The sequence below is a fragment of the Ruegeria sp. HKCCA5426 genome (assembly GCF_013034585.1).
Classification (GTDB): Bacteria; Pseudomonadota; Alphaproteobacteria; order Rhodobacterales; family Rhodobacteraceae; genus Ruegeria.
Genome location: NZ_WQGH01000007.1, coordinates 195,153 through 218,335, shown reverse-complemented (window position 1 = coordinate 218,335; position 23,183 = coordinate 195,153). Strand labels below are relative to the sequence as shown.

Genomic DNA, 23,183 nt, shown 5'->3' with positions numbered 1-23,183 from the left:
TCTATTCGGCTGCGACTGCAGCCTTGGCGTTGAACCGGTCGATGATCGCATCGGCACAATCGCGCCCGTCGCGGATCGCCCACACGACCAAAGAGGCCCCGCGCACGATGTCGCCGATGGCGTACACGCCATCCATCTCGGTCTCACCGGTCTGGAAGGCGGCCTTGACGGTACCCCAGCGTGTCACGGGCAGGTCGGGCTGGCCAAACAAGGTGGGCAGGTCTTCGGGTTCAAACCCCAGCGCCTTGATCACCAGATCGGCGTCTTCAACATAATCCGCGCCTTCGATCACCTCGGGCGCCTGACGGCCGGTGGCGTCGGGCTGGCCCAGACGCATCTTTTGCACCATAACGCCAGTAACCTTGTCGTCGCCGGCAAAGCCCTTGGGCGCGCTGAGCCACTCAAAGACCACGCCTTCTTCCTCGGCATTTTGGGTTTCACGCTGCGAACCGGGCATATTAGCGCGGTCGCGGCGATACAGACATTTGACCGAGGTCGCACCCTGACGGATCGAGGTGCGAACGCAATCCATCGCGGTATCCCCGCCGCCGATCACGACAACCTTTTTGCCAGCGGCGTTCAGGCGGCCATTGTCGAAATCTTCGACATCGTCACTAAAGCTCTTGCGGTTTGAGGCAGTTAGGAAGTCGATGGCTTTTTCGATGCCACCCAGACCGCTGCCCGGCATGGACAGGTCGCGCGATTTGTAAACGCCGGTTGCGATTATCACCGCGTCGTGCTGACCACGGATTTCTTCGAACTTTGCGGCATCGACGTCGCAATTCAGCTCAAACGTTACGCCACCGTCGGCCAGCAAATCGTTGCGGCGCTGTACGATGTCTTTTTCCAGCTTAAAGCCGGGAATGCCGTACATCAGCAGGCCACCTGCACGGTCGTAACGGTCATAAACCGTCACCTGAATACCTGCATGGCGCAGCATGTCCGCCGCAGCCAGTCCGCCCGGACCCGCGCCGATGATACCCACGCTTTCGCTACGCTCCGCACCCGGTACAACAGGCTTGACCCAGCCTTTGTCCCACGCGGTGTCGGTGATGTATTTTTCGATCGTGCCGATGGTCACAGTACCGTGGCCCGACTGTTCGATCACGCAATTACCTTCGCACAAGCGGTCTTGCGGGCAGATCCGGCCACAGATCTCGGGGAAGGTGTTGGTTGCCTGACTGGTCTGATACGCCTCTTCCAAACGGCCCGTCGCGGTTAGGCGCAGCCAGTCTGGGATGTTGTTGTGCAGCGGACAATGCGACTGACAATAAGGCACACCACACTGGCTGCAGCGGCTGGCCTGTTCTTCGGCCTTGGCTGAGGCAAACTCGGCATAGATTTCGTCAAAGTCTTCCTTACGCGTGTCCGCGGCACGCTTTTCGGGCATGGCGCGATCGACTTGCACAAATTTCAGCATCGGTTGCTTGGCCACGGGTCAGACTCCATGAATTGGCTTGGTCGACCTTCTTTAAGAGATACAAGATCGGATGAAAAGTCAATTGTACTGACCTATTTTGAAAATTTTTGCCGCTGGGAGTCATCCGAGTGAAAAAAATTTACCTTTTTAGTTCCGATTCGGACATAATTGTGTTCTTTTCTTTTCCGCATCACACTTATACCCAGTGAGCATAATAAAAACGTGACGGTGGCACGGGCAATTCGATGAGCCTTTTTCAATTGATTCTCACGGCAATAATTCAGGGTATCACTGAATTCCTGCCGATCTCATCTTCTGGTCATCTGATCCTTTTGCCCAGCCTGACGGGTTTAGATGATCAGGGTCTCGCCATAGACGTCGCTGTCCATGTCGGCACCTTGGGTGCTGTGGTTTTGTATTTTTGGTCCGAGGTCAAGAAGGCGGTCTCCGGCCTGCCGCGCGCCCTGACGGGGCGTATCGATTCTGCCGAAGCGCGTCTGGCTATGGGCCTTATCATCGCGACGATTCCCACAATCATAGTCGGTGCGATCCTGTTCAAGACGGGCCTCAGCCAATCGCTGCGCTCAATGACGGTAATCGGGTGGACGATGCTGGGATTTGGTCTGTTGCTTTATTGGATGGATCAGAAGGGACCGCAGACGAAAAAGGCCGGCGACTGGGGCATCAGGGATGCGGCCATTATGGGCCTTTGGCAAGCATTGGCGCTTATACCCGGCACGTCGCGGTCAGGGATCACCATCACGGGCGCGCGGCATCTGGGCTATACCAGAGAGGACGGTGCCCGGATCGCCATGCTGATGTCGATCCCGACAATTCTGGCCTCGGGGATCCTGCTGTCGGTCGACGTAATCCGCGAGGCAGATGCGCAACTGGCCATTGACGGGGCTATCGCCGCCCTCTTTTCCTTCATTGCGGCGCTGCTGGCCTTGACCCTGATGATGCGCCTGTTGCGAAGCGTCAGCTTCACACCCTACGTAATCTACCGGGTCATTCTGGGCGCGGCATTGCTGATCATCGCCTATAGCTGATCAGATCTTCAGGTTCTTCGCCGAGTTTTGAATGTCGTCATACTGACCCGAGGGGCGGAACTTCCACAGGTATTCCGGCAACACCGATTCCAAAGTCGATGGCTCAATCGCCAGATCGGCAAATCCCATCGCACCTTCTGACACAACATTGTCGCGCCGCAGGTTCTTAAGCTGATCACGGGTCAGGATGTTGTTGGGGAAAAGCTGGAAGCTCACGAATTTCACGATGTCCAGCACTCCGGCCATGATCCGCGCCACCCAGAACGGCATTCCAATTATGACCCGGCGCCGGTGAATCACGTCCAGCATCTGCTGCATCAACGCACGAAACGTCTTTACCTCTGGTCCACCCAATTCGTACACGCCAGCCGGAGCCCGTCCCAGAACACCTTTCACGGCGGCTTGGGCCACGTCGTCCACGAAAACGGGTTGGAATTTAGTCTCAGCACCCACCAAAGGCAGGAACGGATTTATCCGGGTCATACCGGCAAAGCGGTTGAAGAACTGATCTTCGGTCCCGAATATGACCGAAGGGCGCAGGATGACCGCGCCCGGCATATGTTCCAGAATCCCAGCTTCGCCCTGCGCCTTGGTCCGCGAATACTGGCTGTCTGATGCCGCATCCGCGCCGATCGCAGAGATATGCACCATCTGCGCTATACCTTGCTGGGCTGCCAGCCGCGCAATGCGCTCGGCGCCTTCGGCCTGCACTGCGTCAAACTCATTCTTGCCCAGCTCATTCAGCACACCCACGCAGTTGACCACGGCATCAGCGCCTTGCATCGCCAGCGCAACCGAGGCGTCGTCGCGGATATTACACAATATGGGCTCGACCTGCCCCACAACACCATAAGTTTTGACGAACATGGCCTCATTCGGGCGCCGCACGGCCACGCGGACGCGCCACCCTTCACCTGCCATACGCCGGGCGACGTATCGGCCAACAAATCCGGATCCGCCAAAAATCGTGACCAGTTTGGACATGCGAGGGCTCCTGCTGATGGGTCATACACGATCTACCCCTCAAATCCCAAGCAAACAAGGCGCAATAACGCCGCGCATTCAGGATATCCGCGCCCTGTTCCACAGACCTTGGGCGTCCGTCAAAAAACTTTCAAAAAACTTCCCGAATCTGGTTGACGCCCACCGCCAGTAGGCTTAAACGCCCCTCCACGACACCTGCCCAGGTGGCGGAATTGGTAGACGCGCTAGCTTCAGGTGCTAGTGTCCGTATGGACGTGGAGGTTCGAGTCCTCTCCTGGGCACCAAATCCCCCGAAATTTGAAAAACCCACTGTATTAGACGGCTTTTGGCCTTTCTGGATCAGCCTGCCGCCCCTTGAGACATCGCGGCAAGCTCTGTCAGTTCGGCGTTTCGTGTCGCCGATTGCGCCTTGACCCGTTTCACGAACTGAGCTGGTAAATCAGGACCGCCCTGCGCGATGTAGGGGGTTACCGTTTCATCCCCGATCAACTGGGCATATTTTGCCCAGGTTCGAAAGACGAACACGTCACGCAAACTGATAAATGGCTTTGTGTAGGCTTTGATTTGCGGCTTGGGGAACTTCGTGCCCTTGAAGTACTGTTCTTCGATTGCGGCCCAATCCTTCGGCGCTTCAAATTCGGTCTGCTCTGCGTCTTCCAAATACTTGAACGCCGGATACTCAAGCCCGTATTCCGAACAGCCGTGAGAGATCTTCTGATGAAGGCCAGACACACCGAACTCCGCCAACTTGACCTCAAAGGCGGCAAGACAGGCTTTGGCCTCATCCGCGCTGTTGCAATAGATGTAGCCTTTGTACGGGTATTTGATCCCGTCGCGAAGTTCGATCATGCACTTTCTGGTGTTGTCACCGGGAAGGTCGAGGTTCAGCAGCACCAGATACGCCTGGATCATCTTTTCCAGCGATTCGGGTAAAATCTGCACCTTGTAACAACCGTGGCACAACGCCGGGATTACCTTGGTTTCTGCAAAGAACTTCAAACGCGCGTCACAATAAGGAACTTTGCCCTGAACCTTCAGGACCTGACCTGAAAATACCTGAGCGACCGGCACCGCGTGTTTGATGCCTGCGGATTTCAGGACATTTAGCCATCCTTTGTACGCCAGAGCACATTCCGACGGATCCAAAAACGCCTGTTGCCAGTCTTTGGGCAGTGTAGATGCAAGCTTGGATTGGGCCCGTCCAAATGCACCGGAAACACCCTGCGCGCTATTTGACATGTCCAAAAGTGTGACCAGACGGCGGATCGCCTGCAAGTCATTCGGGCGGACTGCAATCCAGTTTTCAAATTGTTCCAGCACCGCGCTGTTTTTCACCAAAGCCTCCTGCCACAGGCATCACGCCCATGACTACGGTGATTGCGCCGAATGCGCATACGGTCAACTGAATTGCGTCCGAATTGGCCGGGCAATTGACCCGACCAACCCAATTCCGTCAGGAAACGGCCTGTTCCGATACGACCTCACCAAACTTGGTGAAGAACTTGCCTGATAGCTTTTTGGCCGTGCCAGCAATCAGCCGGCTGCCAAGCTGGGCGATCTTGCCACCAACATCGACCTTGGCGGTATAAGCCAGCACAGTTTCGGCCCCGTCTTCGGTCAACGTCACTTCGGCCCCGCCCTTGGCAAAGCCAGCAGCGCCCCCTTTGCCTTCACCGGTCAAAGAAAATCCACCGGGCGCGTTCGAGTTATCCAACGTGACCTGTCCGGCAAAGCGCGCTTTGACCGGGCCGATTTTCAGGACAACTTTGGCCTCAAGCTCCTCGGGTGAATGCTGGATCAGTTCTTCGCAACCGGGAATACATTCCTGCAGAATCTCGGGCGTGTTCAACGCCTTGTATACAACATCCCGTGGGGCCGCGATGCGGATTTCGTCAGACAGTTCCATTTATACTTCCTTTGTTCAACAACATCTCGGGAAAACCAAAAGTGCGGTTTCCGTGGCTTGTTTGGGGGTTTGTTCGACGCGTGCCGGCCACAGGGACCGCACGCGTTTAAGCAAGCTTTTCATCCTCAGACACCTCTCTTGTCTTGTCCGTGTTCCGCCACATCACAACTTCGGCCAGGATCGACAGGGCGATCTCATGCGGATCAATAGCGTGAATATCCAAACCGGCCGGGGACTTCAGTTGACCTGCACGCGCCGGATCCAGCCCATTTGCCACCAGCTTGTCGATCAGCGTGTCCGCTTTGCGACGGCTGGCCACCATGGAAACGCGCCGCGCCGGTGTGTTCAGTGCGGCCTCTAGCGCCACAGCATCACCGCGCCCCTGAGACGCCACAACAACAAAATCCCGCGCCTCCAATCCAAGATCGCCGACAGAATCCGGTTCGAACTGTGCATGTGCCCCGCCCGTTTCGGTAACGCAAACCCGAAACCCGGCCAGCGCCGCGTGATCGGCAAGAGCGGACGCAATTGGCGACCCTCCGAAAATCACCAAACGTGGCGCATGTTGATAAGGCTCCACCAACAGATCAACCGTTCCACCCGAGGGGCAGCCGCTTTTGAATGTCTGCACACCATCCGGGTCCGTCATGCTCACCACCTTGTCCGAAGGTTTGATACGGATCATCTGCGGCGCACCGCTGGACAATGCATCCTGCGCCGATGTCCTGACGGCCCGCTGAACGCACGCGCCACCCAAATGGCCCAGTATCTGCCCATCCCGTGTGATCGCCGCCTTGCCGCCCGCCTTGGCCGAGGTCGCATCCGCCGTTCGTAAAACCGTTGCCACGCAAAACGCGTCGCCTGTCCGGCGAAGCTCTTCTATCGTGTCGAATATGTCGAAATTTGCCATGGGGCTCCTTTCACAATTTCCGGAATTGCGGTTCAAGCGCTGCAAGCGCTTCAAGCGTATTGGCTGGGAGGTGGGCGTCCAGATAGGGCTCGGCCGCCTGCATTGCAGCCGCGATGGGTTGGTAGTTTTCCCACCCTTTCAACGGGTTCAGCCAGACGATCCGCCGCGCCTTTCGCCGGATGCGCGCCAGAGCCGCGCCCAGCGCCTGCGGGTCCGAACTGCAATACCCGTCAGACAGGATCAACACGATCGTTCGACCGTTCAGCGCGCGTGCACCATAGCCTGACACGAACCGCTCCAAGCTGCCCGAGATATCGGTACCGCCCCCGAACCCCTCTGCCATCAGCGAAAGCCGCCCCGCCGCACGCAGGCTATCGTGATCGCGCAGAGCATCGGTGACGCGCATCAGACGCGTGTGAAACAAATAGGCGTCCGCCTCCGTGCCGCTGCCGATCAAACCCTTTAAAAATGCCAAGAATACGCGGGAATAGACAGTCATGGACCCGCTGACATCGCATAACGCAACAATGCGCATCGGACGCGGTGGGCGGGTGCGACGGTACAGGTCAATCGGCTCTCCGCCCCGTGCAAGACTGGCGCGCTGTATCCGCCTCAGGTCCAGCGCCGGCCCCTTCGACGCCTGCTTGCGCCTGCGCGACCGGCGGTCACGGATAGCACGGGCAAGCGACGTTGCGGTCCTTTCGGCCTTATTCAGAGCCTCATCATCCATCAACTCTCGCAAGTCCCGACGCGACAGATTCGCCGTTCGGGTCGCGATCAGCCTGCCGTCCATACCCTCTGCCTCTCCCTCACCCGGATCCGGCGTGGTGGGTTGATCTGTTCCGGATTGCGCAGCGTCCTGCGCCTTGTCCCGTTGCCGCCAGATCATCGGTTTGGCCGACTGGACGCGAACATGAGCAGACTTGGCCGACCCTTCCCGTTGCTTCCCGGCGTTGAACCAATACGAGTCAAACAAGTCATCAAACCGACGCCAATCTTCGGCATCTCCTGCAAGCACGGCGCACAAAGCACGCCGGGCCTGACCCGCATCCGTCGCGTCAATCAAAGACAACGCGTTCAAAGCGCCCGCTGTTTCCTTTGGCCCTACCCGCATCCCATTCATCCTCAGATGCGCCACAAAGCCGGACATGCGATCCGCAAATCCAGAAGCACGGGAAGGAAACCGCGTGACCTGCATTACGCAACCTTTCCAATCAAGCGATCCATCACCTCGGGCGGGGCCGCATCATAGTCAGCGGCAGTTTTCAGCAGGCAGACAAGCGTTGCCTGAACCTCATCGCGCGCCTGGGCCAGATCATTCACGCCCAATCCGGCCAAAGCCGCAGACCAATCCAGCATTTCGGCAATGCCAGGCGTCTTCTCAAGGTCTTCTTTCCGAAGCGCCTGCACCACACCAATGATCTGCCGCGCCAAAGCACCCTCGATCTCAGGCATCCGGGCCCGCAAAATCGCCAGTTCCGTCTCGCGTGACGGATAGTCCAGGAAGCTGTATAGGCACCTCCGACGCAACGCGTCCGACAAGTCGCGCGTGCCGTTTGCCGTCAGGATTACGATTGGCCGAACCCGCGCCTTAATCGTCCCCAATTCCGGAATCGTGATCTGAAAGTCAGATAGGATTTCCAAAAGATAAGCTTCAAATTCCTCATCCGCCCGGTCAATTTCGTCAATCAGCAAAACCGGTGGTTTTTCTTCCCCAATAGCCTCTAACAAAGGTCTTTTCAGCAGATACTCGTCCGAAAATACTTGTGCTTCGCTGGCTCCGCCCTGCGCTTCACTCGCGCGAATAGCCAATAACTGACGCTGATAGTTCCATTCATAGATGGCATGACTGGCGTCCAGCCCTTCGTAACACTGCAACCGAATAAGACGCGTGTCCCGCCATGCGGCCATAGCCTTGGCGACCTCGGTCTTGCCAACCCCTGCTGGCCCTTCCAGCAATAATGGTCGCCCCAACGCCTGCGCCAAGTGCAGCGCCATTGCCAACCGATCATCAGCAACATAGCCCTGCGCGGCCAATCCGTTCTGCACATCACTCAAAGTCAAAACCAGGATCCATTCTTCATCTGGCTAAAAATATCCCGGGGGAGGTTCGGAGGGGGCTGGCCCCCTCCGTCCGGTCGGACCGGCCCAGGCCGGTCCGAACCCAATCACCCATGCATCCCCAACCCATTGGCGATCTTCCAGATCCGCCAATGGTCATGCGGCATATGGCTCTGCACCAACCCAAAGGGCCGGAACGCATCATGCACCGCGTTCGAGAAACAAGGCACGCCCCCAACATTCGGACTTTCTCCGACGCCTTTTGCACCGATTGGATGGTGCGGAGACGGCGTCACCGTATAGTCGGTGATATAGTTCGGCGTCTCCCACGCGGTCGGCAGGAAGAAATCCATCAGCGTGCCAGTCTTAACGTTACCCATCTCGTCATAGGCAATCTCTTGCCCCATCGCGATAGCCAACGCCTCGGTTACGCCGCCATGAACCTGCCCGTCGATGATCATCGGGTTGATCCGGGTGCCGCAATCGTCCAGCGCATAGAACTTCCGAACGTCCCATTCGCCGGTGTCCACGTCGATCTCCATGACGCAGATATAGGCCCCGAACGGGTAAGTCATGTTCGGCGGGTCATAGTAGCTGACGGCCTCCAGACCCGGCTCCAGCCCTGGGATCGCCTGATTATAGGCGGCGAAGGCGATTTCTTTCATCGTCTTGAACCGCTCGGGCGCGCCCTTGACCGAGAACCGATCCACATCCCACTCAACGTCGTCGTCATGGACCTCAAGCAAATAAGCCGCGATCATCTGCGCCTTGGCGCGGATTTTGCGCGCTGCCATTGCCGTTGCCGCCCCGGCAACCGGTGTCGACCGAGACCCATAAGTCCCAAGACCATAAGGCGCGGTGTCGGTGTCACCTTCCTCCAACGTAATGTCATCCGCAGGCAGGCCGATCTCACTGGCAATGATCTGCGCAAAGGTCGTGGCGTGGCCCTGACCTTGAGAGATCGTCCCCAGCCGCGCGATGGCCGAACCCGTCGGGTGGATGCGGATTTCGCACGAGTCGAACATGCCAAGCCCAAGGATATCACAGTTCTTCACCGGACCAGCGCCTACGATCTCGGTGAAATGCGTCAGTCCAATACCGATCAGCTTGCGGGTTTTACCTGCCTTGAAGTCCTCAACCCGCTGCGCCTGTTCCGCACGCAAACCTTCATAGTCCACGGCCTTCAGCGCCTTATCCCAAGCGGTGTGATAATCGCCCGAGTCATATTCCCAGCCCAGCGCCGACTGATATGGGAACTGATCGGCCTTGATGAAGTTGATCCGGCGCAGTTCAGCCGCGTCCATGTTCAGCTTAATCGCCAGAACCTCAATCATGCGTTCGATGAAATAGGCCGCCTCGGTCACACGGAAGGAACAGCGGTAAGCCACCCCGCCCGGAGCCTTGTTGGTATAGACCCCATCCACGGCTAGATACGCGGTGGGGATGTCATAAGACCCGGTGCAGATGTTCATGAACCCCGCCGGGAATTTAGTCGGGTCAGCACAAGCGTCAAAGCCACCGTGATCCGCCGTCGTATGGCACCACAGACCGGTGATCTTGCCGTCCTTGGTGGCGGCGATCTTGCCCTGCATCCAGTAGTCGCGTGCAAAGGCGGTGGACATCAGGTTTTCCATCCGGTCCTCGACCCATTTCACCGGCTTGCCAGTGACAATTGAGGCCACGACCGAGCAGACATAGCCAGCATAAGCCCCAACCTTGTTACCAAAGCCACCGCCAATATCTGGGCTGATGACGCGGATATTATGCTCGGCAATGCCCGAGATCAGCGACACAACCGTCCGGATCGCGTGCGGGGCCTGAAACGTACCGTAGAGCGTCAGCTTGCCGGTTACCTTGTCCATGCTCGCGACCGACCCGCAGGTCTCCAGCGGGCAAGGATGGGTGCGGTGGTAATAGACCATCTCTTCAGCGACTACGTCGGCCTCGGCCAGAATGGCCTCGGTCGCCTCTTTGTCGCCCTGCTCCCAGGTGAAGATATGATTGTGGTGCTTGCGCGGCCCGTGCGCACCTTCGGTCTGACCCTCAAGGTCTTCGCGCAGGACCACATCGGACTTCAGCGCCTCGAATGGGTCGGTCAGAACGGGCAGTTCTTCGTATTCGACCTCAACCAGTTCCGCAGCATCCGCCGCGATATAGCGATCCTCGGCCACGACAAAGGCTACTTCCTGTCCTTGGAACAGCACCTTTCCGTCGGCCAGAACCATTTGTTTGTCACCGGCCAGCGTTGGCATCCAATGCAGGCCCAGCGGGGCCAGATCTTCGGCCGTCAGAACAGCGATCACACCGGGCAGCGCCAAGGCGGCCTCTTTGTTCACGCTGACAACGCGGGCATGTGCGTAGGGGGAGCGCACAAAGTCGCCGAACAGCATTCCATCCAGCTTGATGTCATCGACATAATTGCCCTTGCCTTGGGTAAAGCGCACATCCTCGACGCGTTTGCGCGAGCTGCCCATGCCCTTGAGGTTGGCGGCGCGTTCTTCGGGGGTCATTGTTTGGTCGTTCATTCCGCGGCCTCCTTCTGAGCGTTCAGCATGTCAGCCGAGGCCGAGATTGCCTTGACGATGTTCTGATACCCGGTGCAGCGGCACAGGTTCCCTGCCATCCCGAAACGAATTTCTTCTTCGGTTGGGTTGGGGTTTTCCTGAAGCAGGCGATGCGCGCGGGTGATCATGCCCGGCGTGCAGAAGCCGCATTGCAGACCATGATGTTCGCGGAACATTTCCTGCAAGACACCAAGGCTGCCATCGTCGTTAGTGAGCCCTTCGACGGTAGTGATATCGGACCCGTTCACCTGCGCCACAAAGGTGGTGCAGGACTTGACGGACTTGCCATCGATATCAACGGTGCAAGCGCCGCAATGGCTGGTCTCGCAACCGATATGGGGGCCGGTGATTTTCAGATCTTCCCGCAGGAAATGGATCAGCAACGTGCGCGGCTCGGCCAGACCTTCGACCTCGCGCCCGTTCACGGTGAGTTTGACGTGCATTTTTGACATGTTATCCCCTCCTCAACCCGCGCGGTTTTGCGCGCGGTCGATGGCGCGGCGCAGCATCACAGCGGCCACATGTTTCTTGAATTCGACGGGGCCGCGGTTGTCGGCCACAGGTTCAATCGCATCCAGCATCGCCGCGACGCACCCGTTTACATCACCGTCCGCCAACGCGGCGCTTGCGCTTTCGGACCAGATCGGCGTGTCAGCCAGGTTGGTCATCGCGGCCGACGCCGTTCCGTTGCCTACCATCACCGCAGCCGCAGCCGTCGCATAATCCCCGATCTTGCGCTTTTGCTTTTCATATGCCTGACCGACGCCAGCGCCCGGAACCGGGATCGAGATACGTGTCAGGATTTCCTCATCCTCGCGCGCGGTGAAATACGCGGCCTCATAGAATTCGCGCGCGGCCACGCTGCGGTTGCCATCGGGACCGGACAGTTCAAACGTCGCGTTCAGACACTGCATCAACCCCGGCATGTCATTGCCCGGATCGCCATTGGCCACGTTGCCACCGACAGTGCCCATATACCGCACCTGCGGATCGGCGATCTGCAACGCCGCCTCGCGGATCAGCGGAATAGCGGCGGCAAGACCGTCATGGGTGATCAGCTCATGCTGCGTGACCATCGCGCCCAACGTGACGGTGTCGGACCCGATCTGGATGCCCTTCAGCTCATCAATGGCCTGAAGGTCGACCAAGTGGCCCATCTCTGCCATACGCAGCTTCATCATCGGGATCAGGCTGTGCCCGCCCGCGATCACCCGCGCCTCGTCTCCGTGTTCCTGTAGAATGCCTATGGCCGAGGCGATGTCGCCTGGCCGGTGATACTCAAAACCGGCTGGTATCATGTTTTTCCTCCCTGGGTCCGAAGCGATATGCCTTGGGGGACCTAGGGTAAGGAAAGAACGGTCACATCAGCCGTTCCAGTCAAGGGGAACGGGGCGCGCAGGTTGTTTCACGAAATGCGAATGGGCTGCACGAGTTGCGATCAAAGGCCCAGCGCGTCGCGAATATCAGAAAGTCGCGATCGGCTGACAGGGACCTTGGTCAAAGCATCAACATCGTCAAAGTAACAGGTGCCGTTGTCCTTGTGCCGCTCGAAACTTGAGACATGTTTGGGGTTCACCAGATAACTGCGGTGGGCGCGCAGAAAGCCGTCGGGCGCAAGTCGGGATTCTGCTTCGGTGATCGACCACGGGCAGAACAGCTTTTCCGCAGCCATGTACAAGACGGTGTAATGCCCTTCGGCACGGATGGCGGCGATACGGGCGGGTTCGGCGAAAAAGGTCTGGCCTTCCCGTTCAAACGGAACCCCCGCCCGAAGCACCGCAGGCTCGGGTTCCGGGGTTGGGGCAGGCGCAGGCTCCGCCACAGCCGGCTCAAGGAAACTGACGCCGGTCAGCAGGAAGGCACCGCAGATCAGGAACACGGCTACGGTCACGCCCATCGCCAGAACCTGATTGTTCAGCGCGGGACCTGCACCGCCGGCGCTGTCACTGGCAACAAAGTCCGTGAGGCCGGTGGCTACGAAATGCATTGAAAACACGGCCAGCCCAAAACAAGCCGTACCAAGCAGGATATTGCGCTGGGTGCGGTTGTCATAAGCTACCCAGATTGCCACCACCGACAGCCCCACCGAGGCCAAGGTCGAGATCGCAACATCCCAGGCGTTATAGACCGGGCGGCACAGCTCCATCCCAGCCATGCCAATATAGTGCATCACCACGATGCCAAGGCCGACGATGACGCCCGCGCCAACAATCGTTTGCGCCGAGCGTGGCCTGAAATGCAGCAGCAACAGCGCCAGACCGACCATAAGGATCGCCACCAAAGCCGAGATCAGTGTGATCAGCGCATCATAATAGAATAGGATAGGCAGTTGCAGGCCCAGCATGGCCACGAAATGCATCGACCAAATCCCGCCACCCAGAACCACCGCAGCCAGAGCGACAACAATCTTGCGCCTCTGATCATCCAACTTGGACGCGCCATGCGTAAGGTATAGGCCAGTGAAGCCCGCCATCAGCGCCACGGCCAACGACGCAGCCACAAGCCAGGCGTTATGCGAATAGTCCAGCATTTCGGTTTACGCGCCCTCCTCGACGCGAGGGCGACGTTAGCAAACGGATTTGATTGGGACAATTGGCTGAAAGGTGGAAAACAAACCATTCATGCGCACGTCATGGTTACAACGGCGCGCCTACTGGATGACCGCATTTTCCCACGCAGACAGAAACTTTTTTCGTTTCAAATCATCCAGAAATGTCAGCAAGGCCGGATTCAACCCGATTGTCTCATGATCCGTTGACTCACCCTGAGACATGAGCGGAGGAAGAGATAGCTGGCTGCCCTGCGCCACTGGCTTTTCTTCGACAAGGTACTGGATAAAAGCCTCGGCCGCGTCCGGTTGCTGAGTCGCCCTGGACACTAGCGCGGTGCGCATCATGATCGTTTGGAAGTCGGTCGGAAAAATCACTTCAAGGGCATCCTTGCGCTCGGCGCGAACGGCGGCATAGCTGCCAAGGACATTGTAGGCCACCAGAATTGTACCATCGGCAAGATCGTTGATCATCTCGCCGGAACAGCAATACAGGCGCACATCAAGGCCACCCATGACCTCCATCAAGCGCCAAAATGTCTCGGACGCACGTGCGTCCTGAGTTGCAAAAAGGTAGCCAAGACCCGAGTCGCGCACATCATAGGTTCCGATCCTGCCCCGAAACTCTTCGGGCCGCTTGCGCAGCGCTTCGATCAGGCCCTGACGCGTCTGCGGAATGTCCTGACCCTCGAACGCTGCGCGGTTGATCACGATGGCCGCGGGTTCGGTCGTAAAGGCAAACAGGCTTTGGTGCCACTGGGCCCACGATGGTGTCTCGATATCCTTTAATGGCAGGGCAAACCCGTCATTTGCCAACTTTAACTGCAGGTCCATCGCGCTTGAAACGACAATATCAAAGGCATCCGGCGTAGCGCGGACGCGTTGATTGATATCGGCAGTCCCCGAAACAAGGTATTCGACACTGATATTGGGGTTCTGTGCGACAAATCCATCAATCAAAGGGGCGAACAATACCGTGTCCGTGCTGGAAATGACGCGCAGGCGCGGACCGTCTGCACCTTCGTTGAAGATCAATTGATCTTCCCAATCGTGGGCCCATCCGAGTCCAGGCAGGACAAGCAGAACTAAAGCGATAAGATAACGCATGCCCCCCCCGATGGCTGATTTGTCAGAACAAGCGTGCCGCCATGTGCAATCGCCACGTCCTGAGCGATCGTCAGCCCCAGACCCGAGCCGATTGTTCCGGCCGCGTTTTTGCCGCGTTCGAACCTGCGGGTCAGTGTCTCAATCTCTTCAGGAAGAAAACCGGGGCCGGAATCGCTCACCTTGATTTCGGGCTTTCCGGTAATCTCAATCTCGACCGTGCTGTCCAACGGAGCGTATTTCAACGCGTTGTCGATCATGTTTCGCACCGCGTTCTGGATCAAAATCGGATCGCCGGAATAGGGGACCGTAGGATCACCTGTCATGGACAAAGACAACTCCTTCATTTCCGCGATTGGTGTCAGTCTTTGAACAAGGTCACGGATCAATTCGACCAAATCCACATCCTCACGCACAAGGTGGTCCGTGCGGAATGTAATCATGGCATGATCCAAAAGCTGCCCCGCCGCGCGCGAGCTTTCGTCGATTGCCCGCACCATCGCCCGCAGCGCCTCGCGGTTTTCCTTGCGCTCAACACGGTGCAGCGTCGCTTCGGCATAAGACCGCACGGTTGCCAAAGGGGTGCGGACACGATGTGCGGCCTCAGCGATGAAATCCTCGGACTGGCTGAGCGATTGATCCAAGCGCCCCATCAGAGAGTTCAGAGACATGACCAAAGGTGCCATTTCCCGTGGCACCGGCTTTTTGAAAGGGCTCAGGTCCTGAGGACCCCGCCGCGTGACGGATGTCGTCAGTTTGTTAAGCTGTCCGATCGTGGTCGACGTGATCCAGAAAGACAGCGCCGCCGTCAAAAGAAAGAACCCCAGCCCCAGAAATGCGGCATTGCGCGAGATCTGGTCGAGGGTCCGTGAAAGTGCGTCCTGCGTCTGACCAAGTACAACTTCGATTTCAGTCTGCCGGCCCAGCCCCACAAGCGTTCGGCTTGCGCTGACCTGTCGAATGCGTTCGCCGCGCAATTCGCCGGATGTAAAGGACCAATCGCTTTGGGCTGGGGCCGCTGCCAGCCGCAAATCTTCGTAGCCGGACAGAAACACACCGTCCTGATAAATGGCATAAAACACCCTATCATCGGTTGGGGTAGTCAGCATCGAGAACGCGGCATAGGGAATATCCACCTCCAGCACCCCATCCCGCAGCGCGGCGGCATCAAGAATGGACGTCACGGACGCCTCGAGGATGTTGTCCTGACCTTGTTGGGCCACCTGTGCGGCATAGTTCCGAACCGCAAAGAACAACAACACGGCCAGAACCGCTGCACCGCCGATCAGGGTCAGAACAAGCCTGTTTCTGAGCGACCCTGAAACGTTGGGATTAGTGGTCATGGTCCAACCTGTACCCCAGACCACGCAGCGTGGTTATCTTCAAGTCCGAAGGCTCAAGATGTTTGCGCAGGCGACCGACATAAACCTCAATCGCGTTATCCGTCACGCTGTCATCATAAGAAAACAGCCTGTCAGCGAGTTTCTGTTTCGAAAACACGTGGCCGGGCGCATTGATGAACAACTCCATCATGCGCAGTTCCCGATTGCGCAGCGAAAGGGTTTCCCCGGCCACGGTTAAATGACCGGCCACAGGATCAAACACGACACCGCCGATCTCGATCGTGGATTTGGCGCTGCCGGATTTCCGGCGCAGGACGGCGCGGCAGCGGGCCTCAAGCTCGGCATGATCAAACGGCTTGGTCACGTAGTCATCCGCCCCCAGATCAAGTGAACCGATTCGATCCGAAACCTGACTGCGCGCAGTCAAAACGATCACCGGCGTGTCCAGACGGCTGGCCCGGTGCCGTTTCAGAAAGTCCCGGCCATCCCCATCCGGCAGCATGATGTCCAACAGAATCAGGTCGTATTCTTCGGTTTCGACAAAGGCAGTGGCGTCTTCCAAATTCGATGCATGATCAATGACATGGCCGTCCAGCCGCATGCGCGAACTGACCGCATTCGCGAGATCCAGATTGTCTTCGACAAGCAGAAATTTCATCGGGCCCAAACAGTATTTTGCCGCGTGACAGGTTGATGTCAGGTTGGTGTGTTTTTGTTCCGTCCAATCTGAGCCGCCATGCGGCCGGTTGTCAAACGGGAGGAAACCATGACGACATTCAAACTGGGCCGTCGCGCCCTAATAGCAGCTGTGGCCGCTATCGGCCTGACCGGTCCGGCGCTGGCCGAAGATCAGGTCGTAGACAGTATCCACTTTCTGATTCCCGGTGGCGCTGGCGGCGGCTGGGACGGCACGGCCCGTGGCACGGGCGAAGCGCTGACGAACGCAGGTCTGGTCGGAACCGCATCCTACGAAAACATGTCAGGTGGCGGCGGCGGCAAGGCCATCGGCTTTCTAATCGAAAACGCCGACAGCAATCACGGCACGCTGATGGTCAACTCGACCCCAATCGTGATCCGTTCGCTGACCGGCGTGTTCCCACATAACTTCCGCGACCTGACTCTGGTTTCGGGCACAATCGGCGACTATGCGGCGATTGTTGTGGGCAAGGACAGCCCCATCAACTCGATGGACGATCTGCTGGCTGCCTTTGACGCTGACCCCGCAGGGACGGCAATCGGCGGTGGCTCGGTTCCGGGTGGTATGGACCATCTGGTGGCGGCTATGGTGATGGAAGCGGCCGGCAAAGACGCTCTGGCCGTGAAATACATCCCCTATGACGCAGGTGGCAAAGCCATGGCAGCCCTGCTGTCCGGTGAGATTGCGGCGCTGTCGACCGGTTTCTCGGAAGCCGTCGATCTGGCAAATGCAGGTGAGGTCAAGATCATCGGCGTAACCGCGGAAGAACGCGTTGACGCCGCTCCTGATGCGATGACCATGATGGAACAGGGTATTGATACCACCTTCGTCAACTGGCGCGGTTTCTTCGCAGCACCCGGCCTGCCGGAAGACAAGCTGGCGGCATATCAAGACGCAATCGCCAAGATGTACGACACTCCTGAATGGGAAGAGGTTCGGGCGCGCAACGGATGGGTGAACATCCATAACTCGGGCGCTGACTTCCAGACGTTCCTTGAGCAGCAGGAACAGCAGATTGGTGATCTGATGAAGAAGCTGGGCTTCCTCTAACTGAAAACTGGCAGAGCGGACCGCCGCTCTGCCTTCCCCAAAGACAACAAAATAGGAGGGGGCATCATGGCGTTGGATCGCTGGATCGCGCTCGTTCTGCTGGGTGTTTGTTTAACATATGGCTACGCCGCCTGGTTCACGATGGACAGTAGCCTTCCCCCTTTCATGCAACGAAATCCCATCTGGCCAAGCACCTTTCCCAAAGTGCTGTCCATTCTGGGGATCATCACCACAACGATCATCCTACTGGGCTTTGAAAAGTCCGAGGTGAAAGAGGCCGATATCGACTATCGGCGTCTGGGCGAATACCACCTGGATCAGGCGCTGATGCTGCTGGCTTTGATGGTGATCTATGCCCTGTGCCTGCGTCCTGTTGGTTTCCTGATTTCGACGTCGGCATTCCTGATCCTTGGCTCATTCATTCTGGGCGAGCGCAAGTGGCACATCATGCTGCCTGTTGCCTTCATTGCGACGGGGGCGGTCTGGTATCTGGTCCAGGAAGTTCTTGGCATCTACATGCGCCCGCTGCCGGGCTTTTTCGGAGGCTGACATGCTTGAAGGACTTCTGATCGGCCTGCAAACGGCATTCTCAATCCAAAACCTTCTGATGGTCATCGCGGGATGTCTGATCGGCACATTCATCGGAATGTTGCCCGGTCTTGGACCCATGTCGATTATCGCTATCATGATCCCGGTTGCGATCTCGATGGGCGACCCATCCGCCGCGCTGATCCTGCTGGCCGGGGTTTACTATGGCGCGATCTTTGGCGGCTCAACATCCTCGATCCTGCTGAACGCGCCGGGGGTCGCGGGGACGGTGGCCTCAAGTTTCGATGGCTACCCGATGGCGCGACAAGGCAAAGCAGGCAAGGCGCTGACAATAGCCGCGATCGCCAGTTTCGCAGGCGGCACGCTGGGTGCCGTGCTGTTAATGGTGTTCGCCCCTGCCCTTTCATCAGTGGCGCTTTTGTTCCATTCAGCCGAGTATTTCGCGCTGATGGTTGTCGGTCTGTCGGCCATCGCTGCCTTTGCTGGAAGCGGGCAAGTCGCCAAGGCCGTCATCATGACCGTTCTTGGGCTGATCATGGCAACCGTAGGCGAAGGCGCATTGTTCAACCTACCCCGATTCACCATGGGGATTATGGACCTGCAATCCGGTTTTGGGTTCATCACGCTGGCCATGGCCATGTTCGCCCTGCCCGAGGCGCTGTTTCTGGTCCTGAAGCCAAAAGATCTGAAAGGTGATGATGGCGAGATCAAAGACCTGCGCATTACCAAGGCAGAAGCCAAGGCTATCGCACCTGTCGTGGGTCGCCAATCCGTCCAAGGCTTCTTTATCGGCGTTCTGCCGGGCGCGGGCGCGACAATCGCCAGCTTCCTTGGCTACGCTGTTGAGCGCAACATTGCCCCGAAAGAGGAACAGGAAGAATTCGGCAAAGGCTCGATCAAGGGTCTGGCAGCCCCGGAAACAGCAAACAACGCCGCCTGTACCGGATCATTCGTTCCGCTGCTGACGCTGGGCATTCCCGGTTCCGGCACAACTGCGATCCTGCTGGGCGCGCTGATTGCCTTGAACGTGACACCCGGCCCACGCTTGATGCTGGACGAACCGCAGATCTTCTGGGCGGTGATTATGTCGATGTTCATCGGTAACCTTGTCCTGCTGATCCTGAACCTGCCGCTGATCCCCTACATCGCCAAGGTGCTGTCGGTTCCCCGCAACTACCTGATCCCGTTCATTTTGTTCTTTACCCTGATGGGGGCCTATATCGGGCAGAACAATGCGACCGAGCTGTTGATCCTTGTTGGCTTCGGCGTCTGCGCCACAGCTTTGAAGTTTGCCGACTATCCGCTGGCCCCGCTTCTGATTGGGTTCATCCTCGGCGGAATGATGGAGGACAACTTTGCAAGGTCCATGCAGCTCTATGACGGAATCGCGTTTATCTGGGAACGTCCCATGACGCTGGGCCTGCTGGTCATCGCCGCGCTGCTGGTGCTGCTGCCCAGCTATCGCGCGCGCCGCGCGCGGGCACGGGCTGCCGGTATCGCTGATGGCGACTGAGCCGCTGGCAGCGATACGGGTTCTTGACCTGACGAATGTTCTGGCAGGCCCGTATTGCTGCTATCAGCTTGCCCTGATGGGCGCCGAAGTGATCAAGGTCGAACGTCCCCAGGGCGGCGACCTTGCTCGGGTGTTGGGCGCTGACCCAGACCGCAACACGGCCGGGATGGGCATCAGTTTTCTTGCACAAAACGCGGATAAGAAATCCGTCACACTGGATATGAAATCTGCCAAAGGCAAAGCCTTGCTGAAGAAGCTGGTGCAAACCGCCGACGTGCTGGTCGAAAACTTCCGGCCCGGTGTCATGGACAGGCTTGGCCTTGGCTATGACGTGCTGCGCGCTGAAAATGCCAACCTGATCTATTGCGCAATCAGCGGTTTTGGGCAGGACGGTCCTCGCAAAAAAGACCCGGCCTACGACCAGATCGTGCAGGGTATCAGCGGTGTCATGTCGATCACCGGAGCAGCCGATACAGCGCCCTATCGCGTCGGTTACCCGCTGGCCGATACCGTCGGAGGGCTGACGGCCGCCTTCGCAATCAGTGCCGCCCTGAACGCGAGGCCGCGCGGCGCGATTTTGGATATCGCAATGTCCGAAGCCGTGGTCTCCACTATGGGTTGGGTGGTGTCGAACTACCTGATCGGGGGCGTCACTCCGGGGGCGCATGGAAACGAAAACACCACGTCTGCCCCGTCAGGAACTTTTGCCACAGCGGATAATCCGATCAACATCGCGGCCAACCGCGACGAACAATGGCAGGCGCTTGCCCGGCACCTTGGGCGGGACGATTTGCTGAACAACCCTAACTATGCCACGCGCGAAGATCGCAAGAGGAACCGCCACACCCTAAAGGACGATCTGGAAGCCACTCTGCGCACCCGACCCGCCCGGGAGTGGGTTGGTGAGCTGAACGCCTTAGGCGTCCCGACCGGGCAGGTAATGACCGTGCCCGAGGCGCTGGACGACGAACAGCTTGCAGGCCGCGGATTGATTGGCACTCTGCCAGTTCAGAACGAAGAACTGAAACTGACCGGCAGCCCTGTCGTAATGGACGGTCAACGCAAAATGCCCCAGACCTCGCCACCGGAATTAGGGGCGGATAATGTCGCGATCTGGTCAGAGCTTGGCCTGACTCGTGATGAAATCAACGCATTGGTGAAGGAGGGGGTCATATGAGCGATGTCGCCGACTGGTGGACAACATCCATCATCGACATGGAACCCGGACGAATAGACCTGCGGGGCACACCCATTCAGGACCTTATCGGCACCCTTGGTTTTGCGGAAATGATCTGGTTCATGGTGCGCGGAGACAGACCATCCCCTGCACAGTTGAAATTGTTCGAGGCCGCGCTGGTTGCAGCCGTGGATCATGGGCCGCAAGCCCCTTCGATTGCTTCGGCGCGTATGGCGGTGACGTGCGGTCTGCCGCTCAACAACGCCATGGCAAGCGCGGTGAATATGCTGGGTGACGTTCACGGCGGTGCTGGTGAGCAAGCGGTGAACCTGTATCAGTTTGTCAACGCGCACCCATCCGCCGTTGGCCCGGCACTGGATGACTGGATCGCCGCTCAGGGGAAAATTCTGCCCGGGTTTGGCCACCGTTTTCACACCCCAACCGATCCGCGCGCCCCGCGTTTAATGCATCTTGTGGACGAAGCGATTGAGGCAGGTGCCTGTGACGGGCGCTACAAGTCCGTAGCGCATGACATCGAAGAGGACCTGGCCCGGCGCAAAGGCAAGCCCGTTCCGATGAATATCGACGGTGCCACAGCGGTGATCTATGCCGAGCTTGGTTTTGACGCACCGCTGGCGCGCGGCCTTTTTTGCCTGTCCCGATCTGTCGGCATTCTGGCACACGCTTGGGAGCAAACTCAGCAGGGTGGCCGAAACAAGGGTCCGACCCCACCAAAGTACCGCTGGACGTATCGGCCCAACGACACTTGAAGGGTAACAGGGTTCTAAAGGGTCTTTTGAACCGCGCTCTCAGACCTTTTCTTCGATTGCAGGCTCGATATCTGGGCGCACGGGTTCAGCCTCCATTTCAATCACCTCGGACTCAGCCTCTTCTTCCGGCTCGTCAACCTCTGGATCGGGTTTGTCCTCAAGCGCACCCACGATCAGCGGCAACATGTGAACCCCGGTGGCCGAGGCGATCTCGGGCGTTTGCGGTGTTTGCCAACTGAGCGTGTCAAAGCTGTGGCAGTTCTGACAGACAGGGGCCCACTCGGGCTGAATGTCATGGCAGTTGTCACAGACCCATTGCGGTCCGCGCGGCGCATTCAGGGCTTTGGCCAGCCACCCCTGCACAACCGCGTCCGATGCGCCCTCGCCGCGTTCAATTGCGGCCATCAGAGTATAGGCCCGCGCATCCCCCTGCTTTTCGACCACATCACCCAGCGCACGCCGGGCTTCGGGAAAATCCTCGGCCACGATGTTCAATTCAGCCAGGATCAGGCGGGTTTCAATATCTTCGGGGTGCACACGGGTCAGTGCGGTAAAGCGCTTGATGCGCTCGTCTGGGGTTTCATCCGGAACGATCTCGGCGAAGGCATGGGCCAGATCTGGATGGGGCTGAACCTCCCACGCTTTTTTCAGGATCTTGGTTGCCGAACGTGGTTTGCCCTTTTCGATATACGCGCGCGCGGCCATTGCTGCCGCTGGTACCAGATCAGGGGACAAACGGTTGGCTTCAATCGCGTGTTCGCGTTGTTCAACCGTTGCGGATTCGTCCAGAATCCCTTTGGCTTCGGACAGTGCCAGCACTGCATCGCGACGCTTGTACACGTCGCGCGGCAAATGACCGGCCTTCAGCTTGGCGGTCAGGGTAGACCGGGCCCCGGCCCAATCCTGCGACTTGGTCTGAAGACCCAGTAGAATATCCTGTGTTTCCTGATGCCGCGGCTTGATCGCCAGCGCCTTTTCCGCAAGCTTGCGGGCGGTGTCATCATCGCCTTCGGCCAGCTTCTGTTTCAGGATACCGCGCACACCCACAAAGCGCGTGGCGTTATTTGTGACCAGCTTGCGATAGGTCTCGGACGCTTTCTTGGTGTCGCCGTTCATCTCGGCGGCCTGCGCCACCAGCAAGTTCGTCAGTTCAGGTTTGTTCAGCAGTTTTTCAGCCTTGGTCGCCTTGTTCATGGCAACGCGGCCTTCACCCGAGGCCAACGCCATCAACCCGTCAGCCAATGCCTGATACCCACGCTGTTCCCGGCTGCGGTCGAAATACCGCGATAACGCGGTTTCATCACCGTTGAGAAATTTCAGCGTGGCAATCAGCAGGGTCAGCAATTTGAAGAACAGCCAGATCGCGAAGACCATCACGCCCAGCGCAATAACCGATTGTAACGGACCCAGCGTATATTCCATTCCACCTGCGGTGATCTGAACGCCACCACTGGTTTCCATCAGGAAGCCCGCGCCCACAGCCAGCAAGCCGACAATCGCTACAAAAACAAGAATCTTAAAAAGTGACCACAGCATGG

The 23,183-nt window shown here is 58.2% G+C and carries 21 protein-coding genes and 1 tRNA gene; 7 read left to right on the top strand and 15 right to left on the bottom strand.

Annotated elements, in window-relative coordinates; all coding sequences use genetic code 11:
- Window position 1 precedes the first annotated feature (1 nt).
- Window positions 2-1,435: an NAD(P)-dependent oxidoreductase gene (locus GOV87_RS13760; protein ID WP_171212163.1), complete on the bottom strand. Its 1,434-nt coding sequence runs from the start codon at window positions 1,433-1,435 to the stop codon at window positions 2-4.
- Between the two features lie 230 nt (window positions 1,436-1,665).
- Between GOV87_RS13760 and GOV87_RS13755 the strand changes: the two genes are divergently transcribed.
- Complete coding sequence (locus tag GOV87_RS13755) at window positions 1,666-2,469, top strand: undecaprenyl-diphosphate phosphatase (RefSeq protein ID WP_171212162.1); 804 nt, start codon at window positions 1,666-1,668, stop codon at window positions 2,467-2,469.
- Here GOV87_RS13755 and GOV87_RS13750 read toward each other — a convergent pair whose 3' ends face one another.
- Complete coding sequence (locus GOV87_RS13750; RefSeq protein ID WP_171212161.1) at window positions 2,470-3,453, bottom strand: complex I NDUFA9 subunit family protein; 984 nt, start codon at window positions 3,451-3,453, stop codon at window positions 2,470-2,472.
- 197 nt (window positions 3,454-3,650) lie between these two features.
- Here GOV87_RS13750 and GOV87_RS13745 point away from each other — a divergent pair.
- Window positions 3,651-3,737, top strand: a tRNA-Leu gene (locus GOV87_RS13745).
- 55 nt (window positions 3,738-3,792) lie between these two features.
- Here the strand turns inward: GOV87_RS13745 and GOV87_RS13740 are convergent.
- From GOV87_RS13740 to GOV87_RS13685, 12 genes are all read right to left on the bottom strand, one after another.
- Window positions 3,793-4,788, bottom strand: a complete 996-nt coding sequence (locus GOV87_RS13740; protein ID WP_171212160.1) for a hypothetical protein — start codon at window positions 4,786-4,788, stop codon at window positions 3,793-3,795.
- Window positions 4,789-4,906: 118 nt separating this feature from the next.
- On the bottom strand, window positions 4,907-5,359 hold the full coding sequence (locus tag GOV87_RS13735) for a CoxG family protein (RefSeq protein WP_171123979.1): 453 nt from the start codon (window positions 5,357-5,359) through the stop codon (window positions 4,907-4,909).
- Window positions 5,360-5,465: 106 nt separating this feature from the next.
- Window positions 5,466-6,269, bottom strand: coding sequence for an XdhC family protein (locus GOV87_RS13730; protein WP_171123981.1), 804 nt, complete (start codon window positions 6,267-6,269; stop codon window positions 5,466-5,468).
- A 10-nt stretch (window positions 6,270-6,279) separates the two neighbouring features.
- Window positions 6,280-7,467 (bottom strand): VWA domain-containing protein, encoded by a 1,188-nt coding sequence (locus tag GOV87_RS13725; protein ID WP_171212159.1) that lies wholly within the window; start codon window positions 7,465-7,467, stop codon window positions 6,280-6,282.
- Entirely contained in the window at window positions 7,467-8,267 is an 801-nt protein-coding gene (locus tag GOV87_RS13720; protein WP_371808237.1) for an AAA family ATPase, read from the bottom strand. Before GOV87_RS13720 ends, GOV87_RS13725 begins: the two co-directional genes overlap by 1 nt.
- 170 nt (window positions 8,268-8,437) lie before the next feature.
- Window positions 8,438-10,855 carry an aerobic carbon-monoxide dehydrogenase large subunit gene (locus GOV87_RS13715; RefSeq protein WP_171123667.1) on the bottom strand — a complete coding sequence of 806 codons (2,418 nt, stop codon included), beginning with the start codon at window positions 10,853-10,855 and terminating at the stop codon, window positions 8,438-8,440.
- Window positions 10,852-11,346 (bottom strand): (2Fe-2S)-binding protein, encoded by a 495-nt coding sequence (locus tag GOV87_RS13710; RefSeq protein ID WP_171123669.1) that lies wholly within the window; start codon window positions 11,344-11,346, stop codon window positions 10,852-10,854. Before GOV87_RS13710 ends, GOV87_RS13715 begins: the two co-directional genes overlap by 4 nt.
- 12 nt (window positions 11,347-11,358) lie before the next feature.
- The gene (locus tag GOV87_RS13705) at window positions 11,359-12,192 is read right to left on the bottom strand and encodes a xanthine dehydrogenase family protein subunit M (protein ID WP_171123672.1); all 834 of its coding nucleotides are present in this window, start codon (window positions 12,190-12,192) and stop codon (window positions 11,359-11,361) included.
- A 140-nt stretch (window positions 12,193-12,332) separates the two neighbouring features.
- Window positions 12,333-13,424, bottom strand: coding sequence for an MHYT domain-containing protein (locus GOV87_RS13700; RefSeq protein ID WP_171212157.1), 1,092 nt, complete (start codon window positions 13,422-13,424; stop codon window positions 12,333-12,335).
- A gap of 120 nt (window positions 13,425-13,544) precedes the next feature.
- Window positions 13,545-14,549, bottom strand: a complete 1,005-nt coding sequence (locus GOV87_RS13695) for an ABC transporter substrate-binding protein (RefSeq protein WP_171123676.1) — start codon at window positions 14,547-14,549, stop codon at window positions 13,545-13,547.
- Window positions 14,528-15,889 carry a sensor histidine kinase gene (locus GOV87_RS13690; protein ID WP_171123678.1) on the bottom strand — a complete coding sequence of 454 codons (1,362 nt, stop codon included), beginning with the start codon at window positions 15,887-15,889 and terminating at the stop codon, window positions 14,528-14,530. Before GOV87_RS13690 ends, GOV87_RS13695 begins: the two co-directional genes overlap by 22 nt.
- Window positions 15,879-16,547, bottom strand: coding sequence for a response regulator transcription factor (locus tag GOV87_RS13685; RefSeq protein ID WP_171123680.1), 669 nt, complete (start codon window positions 16,545-16,547; stop codon window positions 15,879-15,881). The genes GOV87_RS13690 and GOV87_RS13685 overlap by 11 nt, the downstream gene beginning before the upstream one ends.
- A 108-nt stretch (window positions 16,548-16,655) precedes the next feature.
- On the opposite strand from GOV87_RS13685, the gene GOV87_RS13680 reads away from it, so the two are divergent.
- The 5 genes from GOV87_RS13680 (at window position 16,656) to GOV87_RS13660 (ending at window position 21,645) form a co-directional block, all read left to right on the top strand.
- Window positions 16,656-17,636, top strand: coding sequence for a tripartite tricarboxylate transporter substrate binding protein (locus tag GOV87_RS13680; protein ID WP_171123682.1), 981 nt, complete (start codon window positions 16,656-16,658; stop codon window positions 17,634-17,636).
- 66 nt (window positions 17,637-17,702) lie between these two features.
- Entirely contained in the window at window positions 17,703-18,185 is a 483-nt protein-coding gene (locus GOV87_RS13675; RefSeq protein ID WP_171123684.1) for a tripartite tricarboxylate transporter TctB family protein, read from the top strand.
- Window position 18,186: 1 nt separating this feature from the next.
- A complete protein-coding gene (locus GOV87_RS13670) occupies window positions 18,187-19,698 on the top strand; it encodes a tripartite tricarboxylate transporter permease (protein WP_171123686.1) in 1,512 nt (503 codons plus the stop codon).
- Window positions 19,688-20,875, top strand: coding sequence for a CaiB/BaiF CoA-transferase family protein (locus tag GOV87_RS13665; protein WP_171212156.1), 1,188 nt, complete (start codon window positions 19,688-19,690; stop codon window positions 20,873-20,875). The genes GOV87_RS13670 and GOV87_RS13665 overlap by 11 nt, the downstream gene beginning before the upstream one ends.
- A complete protein-coding gene (locus tag GOV87_RS13660; RefSeq protein WP_171212155.1) occupies window positions 20,872-21,645 on the top strand; it encodes a citryl-CoA lyase in 774 nt (257 codons plus the stop codon). The genes GOV87_RS13665 and GOV87_RS13660 overlap by 4 nt, the downstream gene beginning before the upstream one ends.
- Before the next feature lie 39 nt (window positions 21,646-21,684).
- Here GOV87_RS13660 and GOV87_RS13655 read toward each other — a convergent pair whose 3' ends face one another.
- Window positions 21,685-23,181 carry a heme biosynthesis protein HemY gene (locus GOV87_RS13655; protein WP_171212154.1) on the bottom strand — a complete coding sequence of 499 codons (1,497 nt, stop codon included), beginning with the start codon at window positions 23,179-23,181 and terminating at the stop codon, window positions 21,685-21,687.
- Between the last annotated feature and the right edge of the window lie 2 nt (window positions 23,182-23,183).